Below are 20,615 nucleotides of genomic sequence, written 5' to 3' on the forward strand. Positions count from 1 at the left end.
ACACTTGAGCTGCGTTGCAATCATTCCGGCCCGCGGTGGCAGCAAGCGAATCCCGCGCAAGAACCTCAAACCGTTCGACGGTGTACCGATGATCGTCCGTTCGATCCGTACGGCGCTCGATTGCGGGTTGTTCGATCAAGTCGTCGTCAGTACGGATGACCAAGAAATTGCCGACGTCGCCCGGGCTCATGGCGCGCAGGTGCCGTTCGTGCGGCCGGTCGAACTGGCTGATGATTTCACCGGGACAGCGGCGGTGATCGTGCATGCCCTGAGCCAATTACCGATCTTCGACTACGTCTGTTGCATCTACGCCACCGCGCCGCTGTTGCAGGCGAAGTATCTGCGTCAGGGGCATGAATTACTGGTGCAGCATCCGGACAAGTCGTTCGCTTTTTCCGTGACCGGTTTCGGCTTCCCGGTGCAACGTGCCTTGACCCTCGACGAGCAGGGTGCCTTGACCTCGCTCTATCCGGAGTTTCGCAACACCCGTTCCCAGGATTTACCTGAAGCCTATCAGGATGCCGGCCAGTTCTATTGGGGGCGAAGAGAGGCCTGGTTGCGCGGCGATGTGCTGTTTTCTCCAGCGAGCCTTCCGGTGATTCTGCCGCGGTATCTGGTGCAGGACATCGACACCCTTGAAGACTGGAAGCGTGCCGAATACCTCTATGCCGCATTGAAAGCTGGCGGAGAGCTGCAATGAGAGTGCTGATCCGCGCCGATGCGTCGCCGACCATTGGCAGCGGCCACATCGCTCGCTGTTTGACCCTGGCCAGAGTCTTGCGCAAGCAAGGCGCGCAGGTGGCCTTCGCTTGCCGCCTGTTGCCGGGCCATCGACTGGATGCACTGCAAGCCGAGGGCTTTGAAGTCTTCGCCCTGGCGGCTCGTTACCCTGATGAAGACCCGCAGCAGGCAATCGAATCCTTGCTGCCTTGGCAGGCGGACATCGCCGCGCTTGGGCACGCGCTGAGCAATCATCCGGCCTTCGATTGGGTCATCGTCGACCACTACGGCCTCGACCATCATTGGCAGACCGCGGCCCGCCGCTGGGCGCCAAGGATTGCGGCTGTGGACGACCTCGCCACGCGCACCTACAGCGTTGATTTGCTGCTCAACCAGAACTTATCGGGTACGCCACAAGCCTATGCTTCGCTGCTAGCACCTGGCTGCCAGACTTTGCTCGGTCCACGTTTTGCCCTGCTGCGCGATGAGTTCTGTTGCCCGGCTATCGAAATCAAACCCAAGGCCAAAAGGGTGCTGGTGAATTTCGGTGGCTTCGATGCGGCGATGCAAACCCACCACGCGATGCTGGCAATGGCGGAGTTGCATGAGCTCGAAGTCGATTTCGTCGCCGGTGCCGACAACCCGGCCTGGGCACAGATGCAGGCCTTGGCGGCGAGTCGTCCGAACTGGCGCTTGCACAGCTTTGTCAGTGACTTTTACCGACTGATGACCGAGGCCGACCTGTTTGTCGGTGCCGGCGGTGGCACCAGTTGGGAGCGGGCGGCCATGGGGCTGCCGACGATCTGCATCGCGGTCTCGAATAATCAGCAGGCCAACGGCGAAAGCATGGCGACCTCAGGTTCCCATGTGTATCTGGGCCCCCGCGAGCACGTCAGTGTCGAGCAGTTGCGTCAGGCCATTGCTTTTCTCGCGGGCAATCAGGGGTTACGCCAAAGTCTGGCCGAACACTCGCGTCAGTTGGTCGATGGGCGGGGTGCGCAGCGGGTTGCGGCAGCGCTCGCCGGTGCGGTACTGCAGGTTCGCAAGGCGTCTCTGGACGATGCGCAGCTGCTGTTCGAGGGGCGCAATGCCGAGTCGGTGCGGCACTGGTCGCTGGACACGCAGGTCATCGATTGGCAACGGCATCAAGACTGGCTGGCGGCGAGCTTGAGTAACCCGGGGCGATTACTGCTGATCGCCGAGGCGGATGATGGCCCGGTCGGGGTACTGCGTTATGACCTGGACGGACTTGAAGCCGAAGTCTCGATTTACCTGCTTGAAGAACGCCTCGGTCTGGGGTGGGGCAGGGCGCTGTTGGCGCGGGGCGAAGACTTCGCGACCACCCACTGGCCGCAACTGCAGGCCATCACCGCTCAAGTGTTGCCGGCGAATCAGCCGTCGCTGAAGCTGTTTCGCGAAGCAGGATTTACCCAGCGTGCTTGCGCGTTCACGCGCATATTGAAGGATCACCGCAATGACTAGCTTCAAGATTGGCAATCGTTCCATCGGTGCCGATGCGCCGCCGTTCATCATCGCCGAGATGAGTGGCAACCATAACCAGTCCCTTGATGTGGCGCTGCAGATCGTCGAAGCCGCGGCCAAGGCCGGTGCCCATGCCCTGAAGCTGCAAACCTACACCGCCGAGACCATGACCCTGGACCTGTCCGAAGGTGAGTTCTTCATCAAGGACCCTAACAGTCTCTGGGCCGGTTCTTCGCTGTACGCGTTATACGAGAAGGCCCATACACCTTGGGAATGGCACGCGCCAATTTTCGCCCGGGCCAAAGAACTGGGCATGCTCGCGTTCTCCACGCCGTTCGATGACACCGCGGTGGACTTCCTCGAAAGCCTCGACGTACCGGCCTACAAGATCGCCAGCTTTGAAAATACCGACCTGCCATTGATTCGTCGGGTCGCTGCGACCGGCAAGCCATTGATCATTTCTACCGGCATGGCCAGCATCGCTGAACTCGATGAAACCGTACGTGCCGCCCGCGAGGCCGGTTGCAAGGATCTGGTGTTGCTCAAGTGCACCAGTACTTACCCCGCGACGCCTGCCAACAGCAACGTGCGGACGATTCCTCACTTGCGTGAATTGTTTGGCTGCGAAGTTGGTCTGTCCGATCACTCCATGGGTGTTGGAGTGTCTGTCGCCGCGGTGGCGCTGGGGGCGACGGTGGTGGAAAAACATTTCACCCTCGACCGTTCCGCCGGTGGTGTGGATGCCAGTTTTTCGCTGGAACCGGCGGAGCTCGCCTGTCTTGTGATAGAAACCGAACGCGCGTGGCAGGCCATGGGCCATGTGCATTACGGTGTGACGGACGCCGAGCGCAAGTCGCTGGTGTATCGCCGCTCGCTCTACGTGACTCAGGACATGGCTGCCGGCGAACCCTTTACTGTCGCTAATCTGCGAGCCATTCGTCCGGGGCTGGGGTTGGCTCCCAAACACACGGAAACGCTTCTGGGCCGCCGTGCCCGTCTGGCCATCCCACGCGGAACGCCGCTGGACTGGTCGTTGGTCGAATAACCCCTTGTGGCGCTGATTCGGCAAAATAGAGTGACCTGCGAGTCATAACGCGCATCTTCACTGTATTGTATAAATCGGGGAGGTGGCGCCTGGTGTCTTTTTGACCCGGTGATAGCCTTATATTCTTCCCGCCGTCGCCTCGGTGAGGCGACGTTTTTATCCGTTTGTCGGCGCCCCTCGAATCATTACGAGCGGTGGTATTGGGCTGTTTATTATTGGGAAGCCGTAATGATTGGCATAAAAAGCATTGCGAGCTACGTTCCTGTAGCCGGCGTGGACAATTACGCACAAGGTGCAAAATTCGAAAAGGATGAAGAATTCATCCTGGGCAAAATCGGTTCGGCCTTCCTGCCGCGTAAAGACGCCGGGCAGGAAACCTCGGACCTGTGTGTCGAAGCAGCCAATGCGCTGTTCGCCAACAATCCCGACTTGAAACGTGATGACATCGATGTGCTGATCGTCGTCACGCAGAACGGCGACGAAGAAGGCCTGCCGCACACCGCAGCCATCGTTCAGGACAAACTGGGCCTGCCGACTACCGTGGCCGCGTTCGATATTTCCCTGGGCTGCTCCGGCTACGTCTACGGCATCTACGCGATCAAGGGCTTCATGGAAGCTGCAGGCTTGAAGAATGGCCTGCTGATCACCGCTGATCCTTACTCGAAGATCGTCGACCCGGAAGACCGCAATACCACCATGCTGTTTGGTGATGCCGCCACCGCGACCTGGATGGGTGAAAACGCGCCATGGCAATTGGGCAAGGCCAAGTTCGGCACTGACGGTTCCGGCGCGCCACACCTGAAGGTGACAGATGGGGTGTTCTTCATGAACGGCCGTCAGGTGTTCAATTTTGCGCTGCTTAAAGTCCCGGCGCATTTGCACGAGTTGCTGGCCGATTCGCAACTGACCGCTGATGATATCGATGCCTTTTGCATCCATCAGGGCAGTGCAGCGATTGTCGATGCCGTGGCGCGACGCTTCGAAGGCGAGCCGGAGAAGTTCATCAAGGACATGGTCGAGACCGGCAACACGGTGTCCTCGAGCATTCCGTTGCTGTTGGAAAAACATGTCATGGACTCCGCCTGGAAGCGCGTCGCATTGAGCGGTTTCGGCGTGGGTCTGTCGTGGGGTTCGGCGATCATCTATCGCCCTTGATTCCAGGCTCTTTAATCAAAGAAAGCCAGGCACAAAAAAAGCGTTCAAGGTGTAACCTTGAGCGCTATTTTTTTGCCCGAATGAAAAGCGAGGCTCCATGAGCGAGTTCTTTGAGCGCAACGGCGAGTTGATACAGCGGCGCTGGCCCAAGGTCTGGCATCGATTGGTGGTGGAGAACAGCGCCGCCTTGCAAGCGGATCTGGTGGAAGGCCTGGGCTCGACGTTGAGCATCAATGGCATTCAGTTGACCAGTCGCCATGACCGCACTCGCGAAGCATTGCTTCAGGCCGACAGCCTGCCCGTCGACAGTCCGGTGGTGCATGTCTATGGCACCGGGCTGGGTGATTTGCAGCTGCAATTGCTGGAGCGTGCCGGGCTTGAACGGCTGTACGTGCACATTCTGAACGGTGCGGTGTTTGCCCTGGTGCTGCAACTGCTCGATCAACAGCCGTGGCTCGGCGATTCGCGAGTGGTGTTGCTGTATGCCGGCGATCTGTCGGAAATCCAGTTGCCGTACTTCGCACTGCCTTCGGAGCTGGTGCTGGCGGACGACTTCAACGCCAAAATCCGCGACCGGCTGATCAGCGAAACCCACCTGACTTTCAACAATCGCGAATTCGATGCCGACAATCCGGAAATTGCCGAGCGTTTGCAGGCGTGTGTAGAGCACGTTCGCGCCGATGCCGATGCTGCCGAGCTGTTTGCCACCTGTTCCGGCAGGGAAGTGTTTGTCATTGCCACCGGGCCGAGCCTGGAACAACACTTCGATACGCTGCGTACGGTCCGCGAACAGGCGCGGCGGCCGTTGTTCATTTGCGTCGATACCGCCTACCGACCGCTTGTCGAGCATGGGATCAAACCGGATGTGGTGGTCACGATTGACCAGCGCATCTCGACGCGACATTTGCCGTCCGATGCCACGAGCGGTATCACGCTGGTCTACATGCCTATGGTCGACCCAGCGGTTTTGGGGGGCTGGCAGGGCAAGCGTTACGTGGCCTATTCCGCCAGTCCTGTCTATAAGCACATGCGCCAGCAAATACCCAAGGCCCAACTCTTTGTCGGTGGCAGCGTGATTCACCCGGCGGTGGACCTGGCGGTGCACATGGGGAGCAGCCAGATCACTCTGTTCGGCGCCGACTTTGCTTTCCCGAACAACAAGACTCACGCTGGCTGGAGTGACGGTGATCTTGGGCCGCAAGTGGGCGCTGCCCGGCACTGGGTCCTCGATGGCCACGGCCAGCGAGTCAAGACGCAGCTCAATTTCCGCAGTTACCTGTGCGAGCTGGAGCGGTACATCGCCGGGCATCCTCGGGTGGCTTTCTATAACAGCAGTCGGGCAGGGGCGATGATCGTCGGCACGACGTTTCACCCGGAGCTCACGCGATGACTGAATCTTCCCTGGTTGCCGAAGCGCGGCAGTGTTCGCTTTTGTTCCGTCTGGGACGAGATGTCGAAGCTGCGCTGCTGATGGTGCAGATCTGCAGTGATGTGCAATCCGCGATGGGTCGGGAGAATGTCGAGGTCCAATCCCGCTGGACGGCGTTGCTCACCGACATGCTGGCCCGTCAGGAGGCGCAGGACTGGCTGGCGCTGGCGGATCATCTTGATTATGAGCTGTCGGAATTGCTGAAAGCGGCAACCATCGATTAACACTTTTTGATATGTGCCGGTACAGGCGAGTCCTCGCTGTCCCGTTACCGGCATTTCCCTGACGTCACTTTTCTGTATTGAACTGCCGCCAAGCCCCTGTTTCATTGAGGGTGGCAGTGTGATGGCAAATTTTTTTCAAAATCCCCTAAAGCAACCTGCGTTCGCGACGATAACTATTACGAAGGTTCTCTAGGCCATACCCGGCGGTTGCCAGGGCCGGAAGCCGCAGTACCCAACCAACGAGGAATTCGTCATGGCTTTGACAGTAAACACCAACACTACTTCTCTGAGTGTTCAGAAGAACCTGAACCGTGCTTCCGACGCTCTGTCGACTTCGATGACTCGCCTGTCTTCCGGCCTGAAAATCAACAGCGCCAAAGATGACGCCGCCGGCCTGCAGATCTCTACCCGTATGACCTCGCAGATCCGTGGTCAGACCATTGCTATCAAAAACGCCAACGACGGTGTTTCGATCGCTCAGACCGCTGAAGGCGCTCTGCAAGAGTCGACCAACATCCTGCAGCGTATGCGTGAAATCGCACTGCAATCGCGTAACGACTCCAACGGCACTGCTGACCGTACCGCTCTGGACAAAGAATTCCAACAGTCGATCGCTGAGCTGACCCGTATCGCTCAGTCGACCAACCTGAACGGCAAAGCGCTGATCGACGGTAGTGCTGGCGCGATGCAGTTCCAGGTAGGTTCGAACACTACTTCTGACAACCAGATCACTCTGACCCTGTCGACCAGCTTCGACGCTAGCGCCCTGGGCATGACCGGTACTACCATTTCCGGTACTACCAACTCGGGTAACCACAGCTCCGTTGATGCCGCTATCTCGGCTATCAACACTGCTCTGGCAAACATCAACGCCACTCGCGCTGACCTGGGTGCTGCTCAGAACCGTTTCTCGACTACCATTTCCAACCTGCAGAACATCAACGAAAACGCCAGTGCTGCACTGAGCCGCGTACAAGATACCGACTTCGCTGCTGAAACTGCACAGTTGACCAAGCAACAAACTCTGCAACAAGCTTCCACCGCAGTTCTGGCTCAGGCCAACCAACTGCCATCCGCTGTACTGAAACTGCTTCAGTAATAGCTGGGTAAGTTTTGGCGGGGGAGTGCGCACGCGCGCTCTCTCGCTTTTTCAGTTTAAGAGGTGATGGACATGGATATGAGCGTGAAGCTGAACTTGTCTTATCCAGCTGCGAAGCCGGCGACGACTGTTGCTGACAAACCGGTGGAAAAGCCTCGAGCCGATGCTGCCACAGTGGCAACGGTCAAGGATGAGCCAAAAGACGCGGTAACCGAGCAGGACAAACTGAAGATGGCCGTTCAGGAAATTGAAAAGTTCGTTCAATCGGTCAAGCGCAATCTGGAGTTCTCGATCGATGAGCCTTCAGGCAAAGTAATTGTCAGAGTGATTGCCAGCGACTCGGGTGAAGTGGTTCGCCAGATCCCCAACGAAGAAGTGCTCAAGCTGGCCAATAGTTTGAATGATGCAAGCAGCCTGTTGTTCAGCGCTAAAGTCTGACAGCTGGCACGAATTTTGTTGCTATGTTCTTTTGGGCGTTGTAGTGGTCAAAAGGCCGGCGACACACTGAAGGGAGTTCAACATGGCAAGTCCAATTCTACCGGGTCTGGGTTTAGGCTCCGGTCTTGACACCACTGCTATCGTCAAAGTGTTGGTTGATGCTGATAAATCAGCCAAGCAGAATCAGATCACCCGTCAGACGGCCACCAATACCTCGCAGATTTCCGGTATTGGGACCCTGAAGAGTGTGTTGGCGAATTTCCAGACCGCGATCAAAAACCTCAGTGATACGAAGACCCAGCAGTTCCTGGGTTACAGCGCCACGAGTTCCGATCCCAAAGTGCTGACTTCTGTCGCCAGCAACTCGGCGGTCAGCGGCACTTATGTCATCAAGGTCAACAATCTCGCGACCTCGTCGAAAGTGGCGACTGCCGCGTTTGCCGGCGGCCCTAGCAGTGCCATTCCGAGTGGAACGCTCAATATCACTCAAAATGGCATTTCCCGTCCTGTCGACATTCCCACCGGCGCCACGCTGCAATCGGTACGGGATGCGATCAACACCCAGCAAGGCGCCAATGGCTTCAGTGCCAACATTGTCACTGACTCCTTCGGCTCTCGTTTGGTGATGGGGTCCACTGTTACTGGTGCAGGTTCTGATATCACGCTCAGTGGTATTGCCGGCCTGGAAATCACCGCGGGGCAGAAAATGGGCGCCACGCCTACGGCAGCCTCGGCCGGTGCGATCGGTGAACTCGCTGTGAACGCCAGCTTCACGGTTGACGGACTGGCGATCACCAGCAAATCCAACACCGTGGATAGCGCCATTTCCGGCCTGACACTGAATCTGGTGGCGGGTGGTGGGGCAACGTCCACTGTGACGGTCGGGCCGAACAGTGACGGTTTGAAAAAATCGGTCCAGGCCTTTGTCGATGCTTACAATCAGGTTGTCACCAGCGTCAATACGCTGACCAAGCCCTCCCTGGACAAAGATGGCAAGACAACCATTGCCGCGGCATTGACCGGTGACCCGCTGGCTCGGGGCGTCCTGGCGTCGATCCGTGAACCGTTGGCCAGTACGGGTGCAGGCGACAAGCTGACCGCACTTTCACAGTTGGGTATTACCACCAACCAGAAAACCGGTGCGCTCGATTTTGACAGCATCAAGTTCTCTGCAGCTATGGATACGCAGAAGCTGGGTGGTGAGGTTCAGAAGCTGTTCCTGGGTGATCCAGCGGCGACCGGTGATGCGGCCAAGGGGCTGCTGGAACGAATGAATGCGGTGATTACGCCTTATACCGTCACTGGCAGCGAAGGCATCCTTGATGCGCGTTCGACCAGCCTGGCGAAGGTCAAAACCAACCTGGCCAGCCAGCAGGTGGCACTGGATCGTCGGATCGAGACGCTGACCGACGTGCTGACCAAGAAGTACAACGCCATGGACGCCCTGGTCGGTAAGCTAAAGGCCACTGCCAGCAACATCACCTCGATGTTCGAGGCGATGAACGCTCAGAAAAACGCCTCATAGCGCATAAACGCCAAAAGCCCGGCAGCGGATTCCGCTTGTCGGGCTTTTTTTGGTTTGGTCTAAAGATTTTTGACGCCGTGTCGATACACTGGCTATACGAATCACAAAGTTTTGATGAGGTACAGCATGAACCCGATGTTAGCCCTTCGGCAGTACCAGAAGATTGGCGCTCAGGCCCAGACTTCCGAAGCCAGCCCCCATCGCCTGGTGCAAATGCTCATGGAAGGTGGGCTGGATCGCATCGCTCAGGCCAAGGGTGCCATGGAGCGCAAGGATATCCCCAACAAAGGCATTTTCATCGGCAAGGCGATCGGGATCATCGGCGGCTTGCGTGAAGGTCTGGACTTGGAAAATTCTGTCGAGTCCGTGGGTGAGTTGGACAAGCTGTACACCTACATGATGAAGCGTCTGACAGAAGCGAACATCAAGACAGATCCAAAGATTCTCGACGAAGTCGCTGATTTGCTTCGCACCGTCAAAGACGGCTGGGATGCTATCGCTGCGCCGGGTCCGCAGTTTTAAGGAGATCACCATGAGTCTTGTATTGCAGCGAATCGAACAAACCCGTGAAGGCCTGGTCGGTGCTTTGGCCGAGCGTAACTGGGAAGCCATTGGTGAGTTGGACCTGGCTTGCCGTTCCTGCATGGAAGACGTCTTGAGTGAAGCTTCGGTGGACGAGGCCGCGTTACGCGACAATCTTGAGGAGTTGTTGGGGGTGTATAAACAGCTTCTTGAGGCGGCTACGGGGGAGCGGCAAGCGATAGTTGATGAGATGTCGCAGATCCACCAAGCACAGAACGCGGCAAAGGTTTACCATCTGTTCGGTTAATTAATCCCCGGTTAATCCAAACATAGTGCGCCATAAATTTGACTGTGCACGGTTTTTTGACTTAACTAGTGGCTGGTTCCAGATTTCAGGCGTCTACAGGCATAACGTGTCTGCAAGCGTCTAGCTTGCCCCATCATTTTGGGCATTGAGTTGACTAGGGAAGTTGCTATTGCATGTGGCGTGAAACCAAAATTCTGCTGATTGATGACGATAGCGTCCGCCGCCGCGACCTGGCGGTGATTTTAAATTTTCTTGGCGAAGAAAATTTACCCTGCGGTAGCCATGACTGGCAGCAGGCTGTCGGCTCATTGTCATCAAGTCGTGAAGTAATCTGTGTCCTCATCGGGACGGTCAATGCTCCTGGCGCACTCGTGGGCCTGTTAAAGACACTCTCGACCTGGGATGAGTTCCTTCCGGTTTTGTTAATGGGTGATAATTCTTCCGTTGACTTGCCTGAAGACCAGCGCCGCCGAGTGCTTTCGACCCTCGAGATGCCACCCAGCTACAGCAAGCTGCTCGACTCCCTGCACCGTGCCCAGGTCTATCGCGAGATGTACGACCAGGCCCGCGAGCGCGGCCGTCACCGTGAGCCCAATCTTTTCCGCAGCCTTGTCGGCACCAGCCGGGCGATTCAACACGTCCGTCAGATGATGCAGCAAGTCGCCGACACCGATGCCAGTGTGCTGATCCTCGGTGAGTCCGGGACCGGCAAGGAAGTGGTCGCGCGCAACCTGCACTATCACTCCAAGCGTCGTGAAGCGCCGTTCGTACCGGTCAACTGCGGCGCGATCCCGGCCGAGTTGCTGGAAAGCGAACTGTTTGGCCACGAGAAGGGCGCCTTCACCGGGGCAATCACCAGCCGCGCCGGGCGTTTCGAACTGGCCAATGGCGGCACGCTGTTCCTCGATGAAATCGGTGACATGCCGTTGCCGATGCAGGTCAAGTTGCTGCGCGTATTGCAGGAGCGCACCTTCGAGCGCGTGGGCAGCAACAAGACCCAGAGCGTCGACGTGCGGATCATCGCGGCAACCCACAAGAATCTCGAAAGCATGATCGAGGTCGGTACCTTCCGCGAAGACTTGTACTATCGTCTGAACGTGTTCCCGATCGAAATGGCACCACTGCGCGAGCGTGTCGAAGACATTCCGCTGCTGATGAACGAGTTGATCTCGCGCATGGAGCACGAGAAGCGTGGGTCGATCCGTTTCAATTCCGCAGCGATCATGTCGCTGTGTCGCCACGGCTGGCCGGGCAACGTCCGCGAACTCGCCAACCTGGTGGAGCGCATGGCGATCATGCATCCGTACGGGGTGATCGGCGTGGTCGAGCTGCCGAAGAAATTCCGTTACGTCGACGACGAAGATGAGCAACTGGTCGACAGCTTTCGCAGCGATCTTGAAGAGCGCGTGGCCATCAACGGTCATACTCCGGACTTCTCTGCCGGCGCCATGCTGCCACCGGAAGGTCTGGACCTGAAGGACTACCTCGGTGGTCTGGAACAAGGGCTGATTCAGCAGGCGCTGGATGATGCCAATGGCATCGTGGCGCGCGCGGCAGAGCGGCTGCGTATTCGTCGCACCACGCTGGTGGAAAAGATGCGCAAGTACGGTATGAGCCGTCGTGACGGTGATGAGCAGGCGGATGATTGACGCCTGTTTTTCAAGTCCTTCATTTGTAGGCGGTTTTTTTTAGGCACGGGTATTGCTATATCCCTCGCAACGTTCCGTTTCACTGACGGTCAGCCAAGCGAGAGAGCACGATGCCCCAAGCCGCCCAGATGTCTCCTGTCCCTGACGCTTCGGGGCAACCGTCGTCCGTAGAGCAGGCGAGCCGGCTTGGCCTCGAGCAGGCGTTTGCACTGTTCAGCCAGATGTCGAGCCAATTGACCGATTCCTACAGCATGCTCGAAGCCCGGGTCACCGAGCTCAAGGGTGAGCTGGCGGTGGTCAGTGCTCAGCGCATGCAGGAGCTGGCGGAAAAAGAACGCTTGGCCAACCGGCTGCAAAACCTGCTCGATCTGTTGCCCGGCGGCGTCATCGTCATCGACGCCCAAGGCATCGTGTGCGAAGCCAACCCTGCTGCCTGCGAACTGCTCGGTCTGCCCCTCGAAGGCGAGCTGTGGCGTCATGTCATTGCCCGCTGCTTTGCGCCCCGTGAAGACGACGGTCACGAAATCTCCCTCAAGGACGGTCGGCGCTTGTCGATCTCAACGCGCTCGCTGGATGCCGAGCCCGGTCAGTTGGTGCTGCTCAACGACCTGACTGAAACCCGTCATCTGCAAGATCAGTTGGCCCGCCACGAGCGTCTGTCATCCCTCGGCCGAATGGTCGCTTCGCTTGCTCATCAGATTCGTACCCCCTTGTCCGCCGCCTTGCTCTACGCCAGTCATTTGACTGAGCAAGCGTTGCCGGTCGAGACCCAGCAACGTTTTGCCGGGCGCCTGAAAGAGCGTCTGCATGAGTTGGAACATCAGGTTCGCGACATGCTGGTGTTTGCGCGCGGCGAGCTGCCGCTGACCGATCGCGTCACGCCCAAAGTGCTGATGCAGTCGCTGCAGGCGGCAGCATTGACACACGTGCAGGGTCTGCCGATTCGTTGGCAGTGCGACAGTCATTCGGGCGAGTTGTTGTGCAATCGCGACACGCTGGTCGGGGCGATCCTGAACCTGATCGAGAATGCCATTCAGGCCAGCGCCGGCGATGTGCGTTTGAAAGTCCACTTCTATACCCGTGACAACAACCTGCGTGTAGCGGTCAGCGACAGCGGTAGTGGCATCGATACGAAAGTACTGGCGCGTCTGGGTGAACCCTTCTTTACCACTAAAACCACCGGAACCGGCCTCGGCCTGACCGTGGTCAAGGCAGTGACGCGTGCTCATCAAGGAGAATTGCAGCTGCGCTCGCGACTTGGTCGCGGCACGTGTGCGCAGGTGATCCTGCCACTTTTTTCGGGTGAAAAGCCCAGCGCTCAAGGCGCGGAGTGAAGGACATGGCAATCAAGGTTTTACTGGTCGAGGATGACCGCGCGCTACGCGAAGCACTGGCCGATACGCTGCTGCTCGCCGGCCACGATTTCAAAGCCGTAGGCTCGGCCGAAGAAGCGCTGGGGGCGGTCGGTGCCGAGGCGTTCAACCTGGTGCTGAGTGACGTCAACATGCCGGGCATGGACGGCCATCAACTGCTCGGATTGCTGCGCACTCGTCAGCCGCAGCTGCCGGTGTTGCTGATGACCGCTCACGGTGCTGTCGAGCGGGCGGTCGATGCGATGCGTCAGGGCGCAGCGGATTACCTGGTCAAGCCATTCGAGCCCAAAGCCTTGCTCGATCTGGTGGCGCGACATGCGCTGGGCTGTCTCGGTGCGACCGAGGGCGAGGGGCCGGTAGCGTTCGAGCCGGCCAGTGCGCAATTGCTGGAATTGGCCGCACGAGTGGCGCGCAGTGATTCCACGGTGTTGATTTCCGGTGAGTCCGGGACCGGCAAGGAAGTGCTGGCGCGTTACATCCATCAGCACTCTCACCGCGCCAGTCAGCCGTTCATTGCGATCAACTGTGCAGCGATCCCGGACAACATGCTCGAAGCCACCTTGTTCGGTCACGAAAAGGGTTCGTTCACCGGCGCCATCGCAGCGCAGGCCGGCAAGTTCGAGCAAGCCGATGGCGGCACGATCCTACTCGATGAAATCTCCGAAATGCCCCTGGGCCTTCAGGCCAAGTTACTGCGGGTATTGCAGGAGCGCGAAGTCGAGCGAGTCGGCGCTCGCAAGCCGATCACGCTGGATATTCGAGTCGTGGCGACCACCAACCGTGACCTGGCCGCTGAAGTGGCAGCGGGGCGTTTTCGTGAAGACCTTTACTATCGCCTGTCGGTGTTTCCGCTGGCCTGGCGTCCGTTGCGCGAACGTACCGCCGACATCCTGCCATTGGCTGAGCGTCTTCTGGGCAAGTACGTCAATAAAATGAAGCATGCCGCGGCAAGGTTGTCGCCCGAGGCTCAGGCGTGCCTGATCGGTTATCCGTGGCCGGGTAATGTGCGGGAGCTGGATAACGCGATTCAGCGGGCGCTGATCCTGCAGCAGGGCGGATTGATACAGCCTGAGGATTTCTGTCTGGCCGGGCCCGTCGCCTGTGCGCCGTTGCCAGCCTTGGCGCCAGCGTCCGTGCGAACCGTGGAGGTCGAATCCGAGTCGGCCGGGGCGCTGGGTGATGACCTGCGTCGTCGTGAGTTCCAGATGATCATCGACACCTTGCGCTCCGAACGCGGCCGTCGCAAAGAGGCCGCCGAGCGCTTGGGCATCAGCCCGCGCACCCTGCGTTACAAGCTGGCGCAGATGCGTGATGCCGGAATGGACGTGGAAGCTTATTTGTTCGCCACCTGATTCGTTAGCCATGCAAAGCCCGGGACGGCTTTTGTTTAGAGCGGCCACGGAGCTGGCACCCTTGTTGCTAACACCTCACTACCCGCCGAGTGAGTGTCAAAAAATTGCGGGTCGCCAGAGAGAGTAGACCATGAGCCAAGGTATTGAATTTAATCGATTGATGTTGGACATGCGCTCCATGCAAATGGATGCCATGTCTGCGTCGAAATCGACTGCCGCTGTTCCTGAAATGGGTGGCAGCAGCTTTTCCGACATGCTCGGTCAGGCCGTCAATAAAGTGAACGACACCCAGCAGGCGTCCAATCAGTTGGCCAGTGCCTTCGAGATCGGCAAGAGCGGCGTCGACCTGACGGACGTGATGATTTCCTCGCAGAAGGCCAGCGTGTCTTTTCAAGCGTTGACCCAAGTACGCAACAAGCTGGTTCAGGCATACCAAGACATCATGCAGATGCCGGTTTAAGGACGAGATTGAGTCATGGCAGAAGCAGTCGCCGATAATGTTCCGGCCAAGGCCACTCCAATAGACGGCAAGCCGCCGCTGTTCGGGTTGTCCTTCCTGGAAAACCTCTCCGAGATGACCATGTTGCGTCAGGTGGGCCTGTTGGTCGGCCTGGCTGCGAGCGTGGCGATTGGCTTTGCCGTGGTGTTGTGGTCCCAGCAGCCGGACTACCGGCCTCTGTATGGCAGCCTTGCCGGTATGGACGCCAAACAGGTCATGGATACCCTGGCCGCAGCCGACATTCCCTATACCGTTGAACCGAACTCCGGTGCCTTGCTGGTCAAGGCCGATGACCTGTCCCGTGCGCGAATCAAACTCGCGGGCGCTGGTGTCACTCCCAGCGATGGCAACATCGGTTTTGAAATCCTCGACAAGGACCAGGGCCTGGGTACCAGCCAGTTCATGGAAGCGACCCGTTATCGTCGCGGTCTCGAAGGCGAACTGGCTCGCACCATCTCCAGCCTGAACAACGTCAAGGGTGCTCGCGTGCACCTGGCGATTCCGAAAAGTTCGGTGTTCGTGCGCGATGAGCGCAAGCCGAGCGCTTCGATTCTGGTGGAACTGTACGCCGGCCGCTCGCTGGAGCCGGGTCAGGTGCTGGCAATCATCAACCTGGTGGCCACCAGCGTTCCCGAACTCAGCAAATCCCAGATCACTGTTGTCGACCAGAAGGGCAACCTGCTGTCGGATCAGGCGGAAAATTCCGAGCTGACCATGGCCGGCAAGCAATTCGATTACAGCCGTCGCATGGAAAGCATGCTGACTCAGCGCGTGCACAACATTCTGCAACCGGTGCTGGGCAATGATCGCTATAAAGCCGAAGTCTCGGCCGATGTGGATTTCAGCGCTGTCGAGTCGACCTCCGAGCAGTTCAACCCGGACCAGCCGGCGTTGCGCAGCGAGCAGTCGGTCAACGAACAACGCACCGCCAGCAATGGCCCACAAGGTGTGCCGGGTGCCCTGAGCAACCAGCCGCCGTCGCCTGCCTCCGCACCGCAAACCACCGGTGGCGCTACCGCGTCGGCCGGCATGGTGCAGCCAGGCCAGCCACTGCTGGATGCCAACGGTCAGCAAATCATGGACCCGGCCACCGGCCAGCCTATGCTGGCGCCGTACCCGGCGGACAAGCGTCAACAGTCCACCAAGAACTTCGAACTCGACCGTTCCATCAGCCACACCAAACAACAGCAGGGCCGTTTGAATCGCCTCTCGGTGTCGGTGGTGGTGGATGACCAGGTCAAGATCAACGCGGCCAACGGTGAAACCACCCGTGCGCCGTGGACCGCCGATGAATTGGCGCGCTTCACTCGCCTGGTACAGGACGCCGTCGGGTTCGACGCCAGCCGTGGCGACAGCGTCAGCGTGATCAACATGCCGTTCTCCGCCGAGCGCGGTGAAGTGATTGCCGAAATTCCTTTCTACTCCCAGCCTTGGTTCTGGGACATCGTCAAGCAAGTGCTGGGTGTCTTGTTCATCCTGGTGCTGGTGTTCGGTGTGCTGCGTCCGGTGCTCAATAACATCACCGGCGGCGGCAAAGACAAACATCTAGGCATCGGCAGCGACGTCGAGTTGGGTGGCATGGGCGGCCTGGACGGCGAACTGGCCAACGACCGCGTCAGTCTCGGTGGCCCGACCAGCATTCTGCTGCCGAGCCCGAGCGAAGGCTATGACGCACAGTTGAACGCAATCAAGAGTCTGGTGGCAGAAGATCCGGGTCGTGTGGCCCAGGTCGTGAAAGAGTGGATTAACGCAGATGAGTGATAACCGAGCCGTTGCCGCCAAACTGTCCAAGGTCGACAAAGCCGCGATTCTGCTGCTGTCCCTGGGTTCGACCGACGCCGCCCAAGTGCTGCGCCACATGGGGCCTAAAGAGGTCCAGCGGGTGGGTGTGGCCATGGCCCAGATGGGTAACGTGCACCGCGAGCAGGTCGAGCAGGTGATGAGCGAGTTCGTCGATATCGTCGGCGACCAGACCAGCCTCGGCGTCGGTTCTGATGACTACGTGCGCAAAATGCTCACCCAGGCCCTGGGCGAAGACAAGGCCAACGGCCTGATCGACCGCATCCTGCTGGGCGGCAACACCAGTGGCCTCGACAGCCTGAAGTGGATGGAACCGCGTGCCGTCGCCGACGTGATCCGTTACGAGCACCCGCAGATCCAGGCGATCGTGGTGGCGTATCTTGATCCGGACCAGGCCGGCGAAGTGCTCGGCAACTTCGACCACAAGGTGCGCCTGGACATCATTCTGCGGGTCTCCTCGCTGAATACCGTGCAGCCAGCGGCCCTGAAAGAACTCAACCAGATTCTTGAGAAGCAGTTCTCCGGCAACTCGAATGCTTCGCGCACCACCTTGGGTGGCATCAAGCGCGCGGCGGATATCATGAACTTCCTCGACAGCTCGATCGAAGGTCAGCTGATGGACTCGATTCGCGAAGTCGACGAAGACCTGTCCGGTCAGATCGAAGACCTCATGTTTGTGTTCAACAACCTGTCCGATGTCGACGATCGCGGTATTCAAGCGTTGCTGCGTGAAGTGTCCTCCGACGTGCTGGTGCTGGCCCTCAAGGGTTCGGACGAAGGCGTCAAAGAAAAGATTTTCAAGAACATGTCCAAACGGGCGGCCGAACTGTTGCGCGACGACCTCGAGGCCAAAGGCCCGGTGCGCGTCAGCGACGTGGAAACCGCGCAGAAAGAAATCCTCACCATTGCCCGCCGTATGGCCGAAGCCGGAGAAATCGTTCTCGGCGGGAAGGGCGGCGAAGAGATGATCTAAGGTCACTATGTCGTCCAAACATGATGAGTCCAACACCGACCTGATCCGCGGCAAGGACGTCGATGGTTTCGACGTCTGGTCGCTGCCCAGTTTCGATCCGTTCGTGCCGGAACCCGAGCCGGAACCTGAGCCCGAGCCGCCGGAAATGGAAGAAGTGCCACTGGATGAAGTCCAGCCACTGACCCTTGAAGAGCTCGAAAGCATTCGCCAGGAGGCCTACAACGAAGGCTTCGCCACGGGCGAGAAAGAAGGTTTCCACAGCACTACGCTCAAGGTCCGCCAGGAAGCCGAGGTGGCCCTGGCCGCCAAGATTGCCGCTCTGGAGCAACTGATGGGGCATTTGTTCGAGCCTATCGCCGAGCAGGACACCCTGATCGAAAAGTCCCTGGTCGACCTGGTGCAGCACATCACCAAACAGGTGATTCAGCGCGAACTGGCCATCGACTCGACGCAAATCGAACACGTCATGCGCGAGGCCCTCAAACTCTTGCCGCTGGGCGTGGGCAATGTGCGGCTGTACATCAATCCGCAAGATTTCGAGCAGGTCAAAGCCCTGCGCGAGCGCCATGAAGAAACCTGGCGCATCGTCGAGGACGAGGCATTGTTGCCCGGCGGTTGCCGGGTCGAGACTGAACACAGTCGCATCGATGCCACGGTCGAAACCCGCGTTGCGCGGGTCATGGACAAGCTCTTCGATCAGTTGCACGAACAGGTCTTGCATCCGGCCGAGCCGGATCTGAGCCTGGAGCTGCCGATCAGCGACAAGCCAGCGGTCGTGCCGGTCGAACCTGAACCGGATGTTCCCGATGCGCCTTGATCGCACCAGCTTCGCCAAGCGCCTCGGCAGTTACGCCGAGGCCACGGAGCTTGCAGGCGCGCCGATCCTTGAAGGCCGCTTGTTGCGCATGGTCGGCCTGACCCTCGAGGCCGAGGGTTTGCGCGCCGCCATGGGCAGCCGCTGCATGGTCATTAACGACGACAGTTATCACCCGGTGCAGGTCGAAGCCGAAGTCATGGGCTTCTCCGGCAGCAAGGTGTTTCTGATGCCGGTCGGCAGTGTTGCCGGCATCGCTCCCGGTGCTCGTGTGGTTCCTCTGGCCGATACCGGCCGTCTGCCGATGGGCATGAGCATGCTCGGGCGGGTGCTCGATGGCGCCGGTCGCGCGCTGGACGGCAAGGGCGGGATGAAGGCCGAAGACTGGGTGCCGATGGACGGCCCGACCATCAACCCGCTCAAGCGCGAACCGATCAGCGAGCCGCTGGACGTGGGCATTCGCAGCATCAACGGTTTGTTGACGGTCGGTCGCGGTCAGCGTCTGGGCCTGTTCGCCGGTACTGGCGTGGGCAAGAGTGTGCTGTTGGGCATGATGACCCGCTTCACCGAGGCCGACATCATCGTCGTCGGGCTGATCGGTGAGCGGGGTCGTGAAGTTAAAGAATTCATCGAGCACATCCTCGGTGAAGAAGGCCTCAAGCGTTCGGTCGTGGTGGCGTCCCCGGCGGACGATGCGCCGCTGATGCGTCTGCGCGCGGCGATGTACTGCACGCGAATCGCCGAGTATTTCCGCGACAAGGGCAAGAACGTCCTGTTGCTGATGGACTCCCTGACCCGTTTCGCTCAGGCCCAGCGGGAAATCGCCCTGGCCATCGGCGAGCCGCCAGCGACCAAGGGCTATCCGCCATCGGTGTTCGCCAAACTGCCGAAACTGGTGGAGCGGGCCGGTAATGCCGAGAAGGGCGGCGGTTCGATCACTGCGTTCTACACCGTACTGTCCGAAGGCGATGACCAGCAGGACCCGATTGCCGACGCCGCGCGAGGCGTGCTCGACGGGCACATCGTGCTGTCCCGGCGCCTGGCCGAGGAAGGTCATTACCCGGCCATCGATATCGAAGCGTCCATCAGCCGGGTCATGCCGTCGGTGGTTACGCCGGAACACATGATGCGTGCCCAGTACTTCAAGCAGCTGTGGTCGCGTTATCAACAAAGTCGAGACCTGATCAGTGTCGGTGCCTACGTCGCCGGTGGTGATCGGGAAACTGACCTGGCGATTTCCCTGCAGCCGCAGTTGGTGAAATACCTGCGCCAGGGCCTGAACGACAGCATCGGCCTGGGCGAAAGCGAAGCCTATCTAGGCACGATTTTCGCTCCCGCGGCCGGCGGCTAACCGACCATGGCCCAGAGCCGAGCCTCGCGCCTGGCCCCCGTGGTCGAAATGGCCGAAAAGGCCGAGAAAACAGCGGTCCTGCGTCTGGGACACTTTCAGGGGCAAGTCCGTCTGGCGGAAAGTAAACTCGCTGACCTCGAAGCCTTTCGTCTCGATTACCAGGAGCAGTGGATCGTGCGCGGCAGCAGTGGCGTGTCGGGCCAATGGCTGCTGGGTTATCAAGGCTTTCTTGCGCAACTGGGGACCGCCATCGACCAGCAGCGACAAAGCCTGGTATGGCATCAAAACAACCTGAACAAGGCGCGGGAGTCCTGGCAGCAGGCGTTTGCCCGGGTCGAAGGCTTGCGCAAACTGGTGTTGCGCTACAGGGATGAAGCGCGGCGGCTGGAAGACCGGCGTGAGCAAAAGCTGCTGGATGAGTTGTCCCAGCGGTTGCCGCGTCAGGATCCGTATTGATCAGGCAGGGTTCAACCGTTTCCCGCCTTGCTCCTGCCCTCGCCAAGTGCTAAACCTTGTACACGTACGTTCACCAATGACAAGGAAGCCGTTAAATGCCAGTTGTTACAGAAGTCTCCCAAGATGGGCAAAAGCTGACGATATCGGTCAAGGGACGTTTCGATTTCGCCAAGCATCAGGAATTTCGTGAATCCTACGAAAATCTTTCGCCAAAACCCGAGTCCTTCGAAGTGGATCTGAAAGATGCCACCTACCTCGACAGCTCAGCGCTCGGCATGCTGCTGCTATTGCGTGATCACGCGGGCGGCGAGAATGCCGAGATCACGTTGACCAACGCTAACGCAGATGTGCGCAAGATTCTCGCCATCTCCAACTTCGAACAAATCTTCGACGTGGCGTGAC

The 20,615-nt window shown here is 59.0% G+C and carries 21 protein-coding genes; all 21 read left to right on the forward strand.

The features are described 5' to 3' along the window. Positions 1-4 precede the first annotated feature (4 nt). Positions 5-700, forward strand: a complete 696-nt coding sequence (gene pseF / locus KW848_RS07760; RefSeq protein ID WP_218536483.1) for a pseudaminic acid cytidylyltransferase — start codon at positions 5-7, stop codon at positions 698-700. Then, the gene (gene pseG / locus KW848_RS07765) at positions 697-2,202 is read left to right on the forward strand and encodes a UDP-2,4-diacetamido-2,4,6-trideoxy-beta-L-altropyranose hydrolase (protein ID WP_218536484.1); all 1,506 of its coding nucleotides are present in this window, start codon (positions 697-699) and stop codon (positions 2,200-2,202) included. The genes pseF and pseG overlap by 4 nt, the downstream gene beginning before the upstream one ends. After that, the gene (pseI, locus tag KW848_RS07770) at positions 2,195-3,247 is read left to right on the forward strand and encodes a pseudaminic acid synthase (RefSeq protein WP_111451868.1); all 1,053 of its coding nucleotides are present in this window, start codon (positions 2,195-2,197) and stop codon (positions 3,245-3,247) included. Before pseG ends, pseI begins: the two co-directional genes overlap by 8 nt. Before the next feature lie 228 nt (positions 3,248-3,475). Next, positions 3,476-4,402, forward strand: coding sequence for a ketoacyl-ACP synthase III (locus KW848_RS07775; RefSeq protein WP_074874525.1), 927 nt, complete (start codon positions 3,476-3,478; stop codon positions 4,400-4,402). A gap of 97 nt (positions 4,403-4,499) precedes the next feature. Then, on the forward strand, positions 4,500-5,792 hold the full coding sequence (locus KW848_RS07780) for a motility associated factor glycosyltransferase family protein (protein ID WP_218536485.1): 1,293 nt from the start codon (positions 4,500-4,502) through the stop codon (positions 5,790-5,792). After that, positions 5,789-6,055 (forward strand): hypothetical protein, encoded by a 267-nt coding sequence (locus KW848_RS07785; RefSeq protein WP_218536486.1) that lies wholly within the window; start codon positions 5,789-5,791, stop codon positions 6,053-6,055. The genes KW848_RS07780 and KW848_RS07785 overlap by 4 nt, the downstream gene beginning before the upstream one ends. Before the next feature lie 253 nt (positions 6,056-6,308). Continuing rightward, complete coding sequence (locus KW848_RS07790) at positions 6,309-7,154, forward strand: flagellin domain-containing protein (RefSeq protein WP_218536487.1); 846 nt, start codon at positions 6,309-6,311, stop codon at positions 7,152-7,154. Positions 7,155-7,226: 72 nt separating this feature from the next. Further along, the gene (locus tag KW848_RS07795; RefSeq protein WP_218536488.1) at positions 7,227-7,592 is read left to right on the forward strand and encodes a flagellar protein FlaG; all 366 of its coding nucleotides are present in this window, start codon (positions 7,227-7,229) and stop codon (positions 7,590-7,592) included. Between the two features lie 82 nt (positions 7,593-7,674). After that, entirely contained in the window at positions 7,675-9,117 is a 1,443-nt protein-coding gene (gene fliD / locus KW848_RS07800) for a flagellar filament capping protein FliD (protein WP_218536489.1), read from the forward strand. Between the two features lie 126 nt (positions 9,118-9,243). Continuing rightward, entirely contained in the window at positions 9,244-9,639 is a 396-nt protein-coding gene (fliS, locus tag KW848_RS07805; protein ID WP_218536490.1) for a flagellar export chaperone FliS, read from the forward strand. 10 nt (positions 9,640-9,649) lie between these two features. Beyond that, complete coding sequence (locus tag KW848_RS07810; RefSeq protein WP_056742091.1) at positions 9,650-9,946, forward strand: hypothetical protein; 297 nt, start codon at positions 9,650-9,652, stop codon at positions 9,944-9,946. Positions 9,947-10,119: 173 nt separating this feature from the next. Beyond that, a complete protein-coding gene (locus KW848_RS07815; protein ID WP_218536491.1) occupies positions 10,120-11,595 on the forward strand; it encodes a sigma-54 dependent transcriptional regulator in 1,476 nt (491 codons plus the stop codon). A 128-nt stretch (positions 11,596-11,723) separates the two neighbouring features. Then, positions 11,724-12,929, forward strand: a complete 1,206-nt coding sequence (locus tag KW848_RS07820; RefSeq protein ID WP_218536492.1) for a PAS domain-containing sensor histidine kinase — start codon at positions 11,724-11,726, stop codon at positions 12,927-12,929. Between the two features lie 5 nt (positions 12,930-12,934). After that, a complete protein-coding gene (fleR, locus tag KW848_RS07825; protein ID WP_218536493.1) occupies positions 12,935-14,320 on the forward strand; it encodes a sigma-54-dependent response regulator transcription factor FleR in 1,386 nt (461 codons plus the stop codon). 130 nt (positions 14,321-14,450) lie between these two features. After that, positions 14,451-14,780, forward strand: coding sequence for a flagellar hook-basal body complex protein FliE (gene fliE, locus KW848_RS07830; protein ID WP_111451874.1), 330 nt, complete (start codon positions 14,451-14,453; stop codon positions 14,778-14,780). A 15-nt stretch (positions 14,781-14,795) separates the two neighbouring features. Beyond that, complete coding sequence (gene fliF, locus KW848_RS07835; protein ID WP_111451875.1) at positions 14,796-16,580, forward strand: flagellar basal-body MS-ring/collar protein FliF; 1,785 nt, start codon at positions 14,796-14,798, stop codon at positions 16,578-16,580. Further along, positions 16,573-17,592, forward strand: a complete 1,020-nt coding sequence (fliG, locus tag KW848_RS07840) for a flagellar motor switch protein FliG (protein ID WP_007948903.1) — start codon at positions 16,573-16,575, stop codon at positions 17,590-17,592. The genes fliF and fliG overlap by 8 nt, the downstream gene beginning before the upstream one ends. A gap of 7 nt (positions 17,593-17,599) precedes the next feature. Beyond that, positions 17,600-18,409, forward strand: a complete 810-nt coding sequence (gene fliH, locus KW848_RS07845; protein ID WP_111451876.1) for a flagellar assembly protein FliH — start codon at positions 17,600-17,602, stop codon at positions 18,407-18,409. Continuing rightward, a complete protein-coding gene (gene fliI, locus KW848_RS07850; RefSeq protein WP_008151063.1) occupies positions 18,399-19,757 on the forward strand; it encodes a flagellar protein export ATPase FliI in 1,359 nt (452 codons plus the stop codon). Before fliH ends, fliI begins: the two co-directional genes overlap by 11 nt. A 6-nt stretch (positions 19,758-19,763) precedes the next feature. After that, the gene (fliJ, locus tag KW848_RS07855) at positions 19,764-20,213 is read left to right on the forward strand and encodes a flagellar export protein FliJ (protein WP_056742083.1); all 450 of its coding nucleotides are present in this window, start codon (positions 19,764-19,766) and stop codon (positions 20,211-20,213) included. A 95-nt stretch (positions 20,214-20,308) separates the two neighbouring features. Then, a complete protein-coding gene (locus KW848_RS07860) occupies positions 20,309-20,614 on the forward strand; it encodes an STAS domain-containing protein (RefSeq protein ID WP_111451877.1) in 306 nt (101 codons plus the stop codon). Position 20,615 lies beyond the last annotated feature (1 nt).

Origin of the sequence: Pseudomonas sp. PDM25 (assembly GCF_019219045.1) — a bacterium.
Lineage (GTDB): Bacteria > Pseudomonadota > Gammaproteobacteria > Pseudomonadales > Pseudomonadaceae > Aquipseudomonas.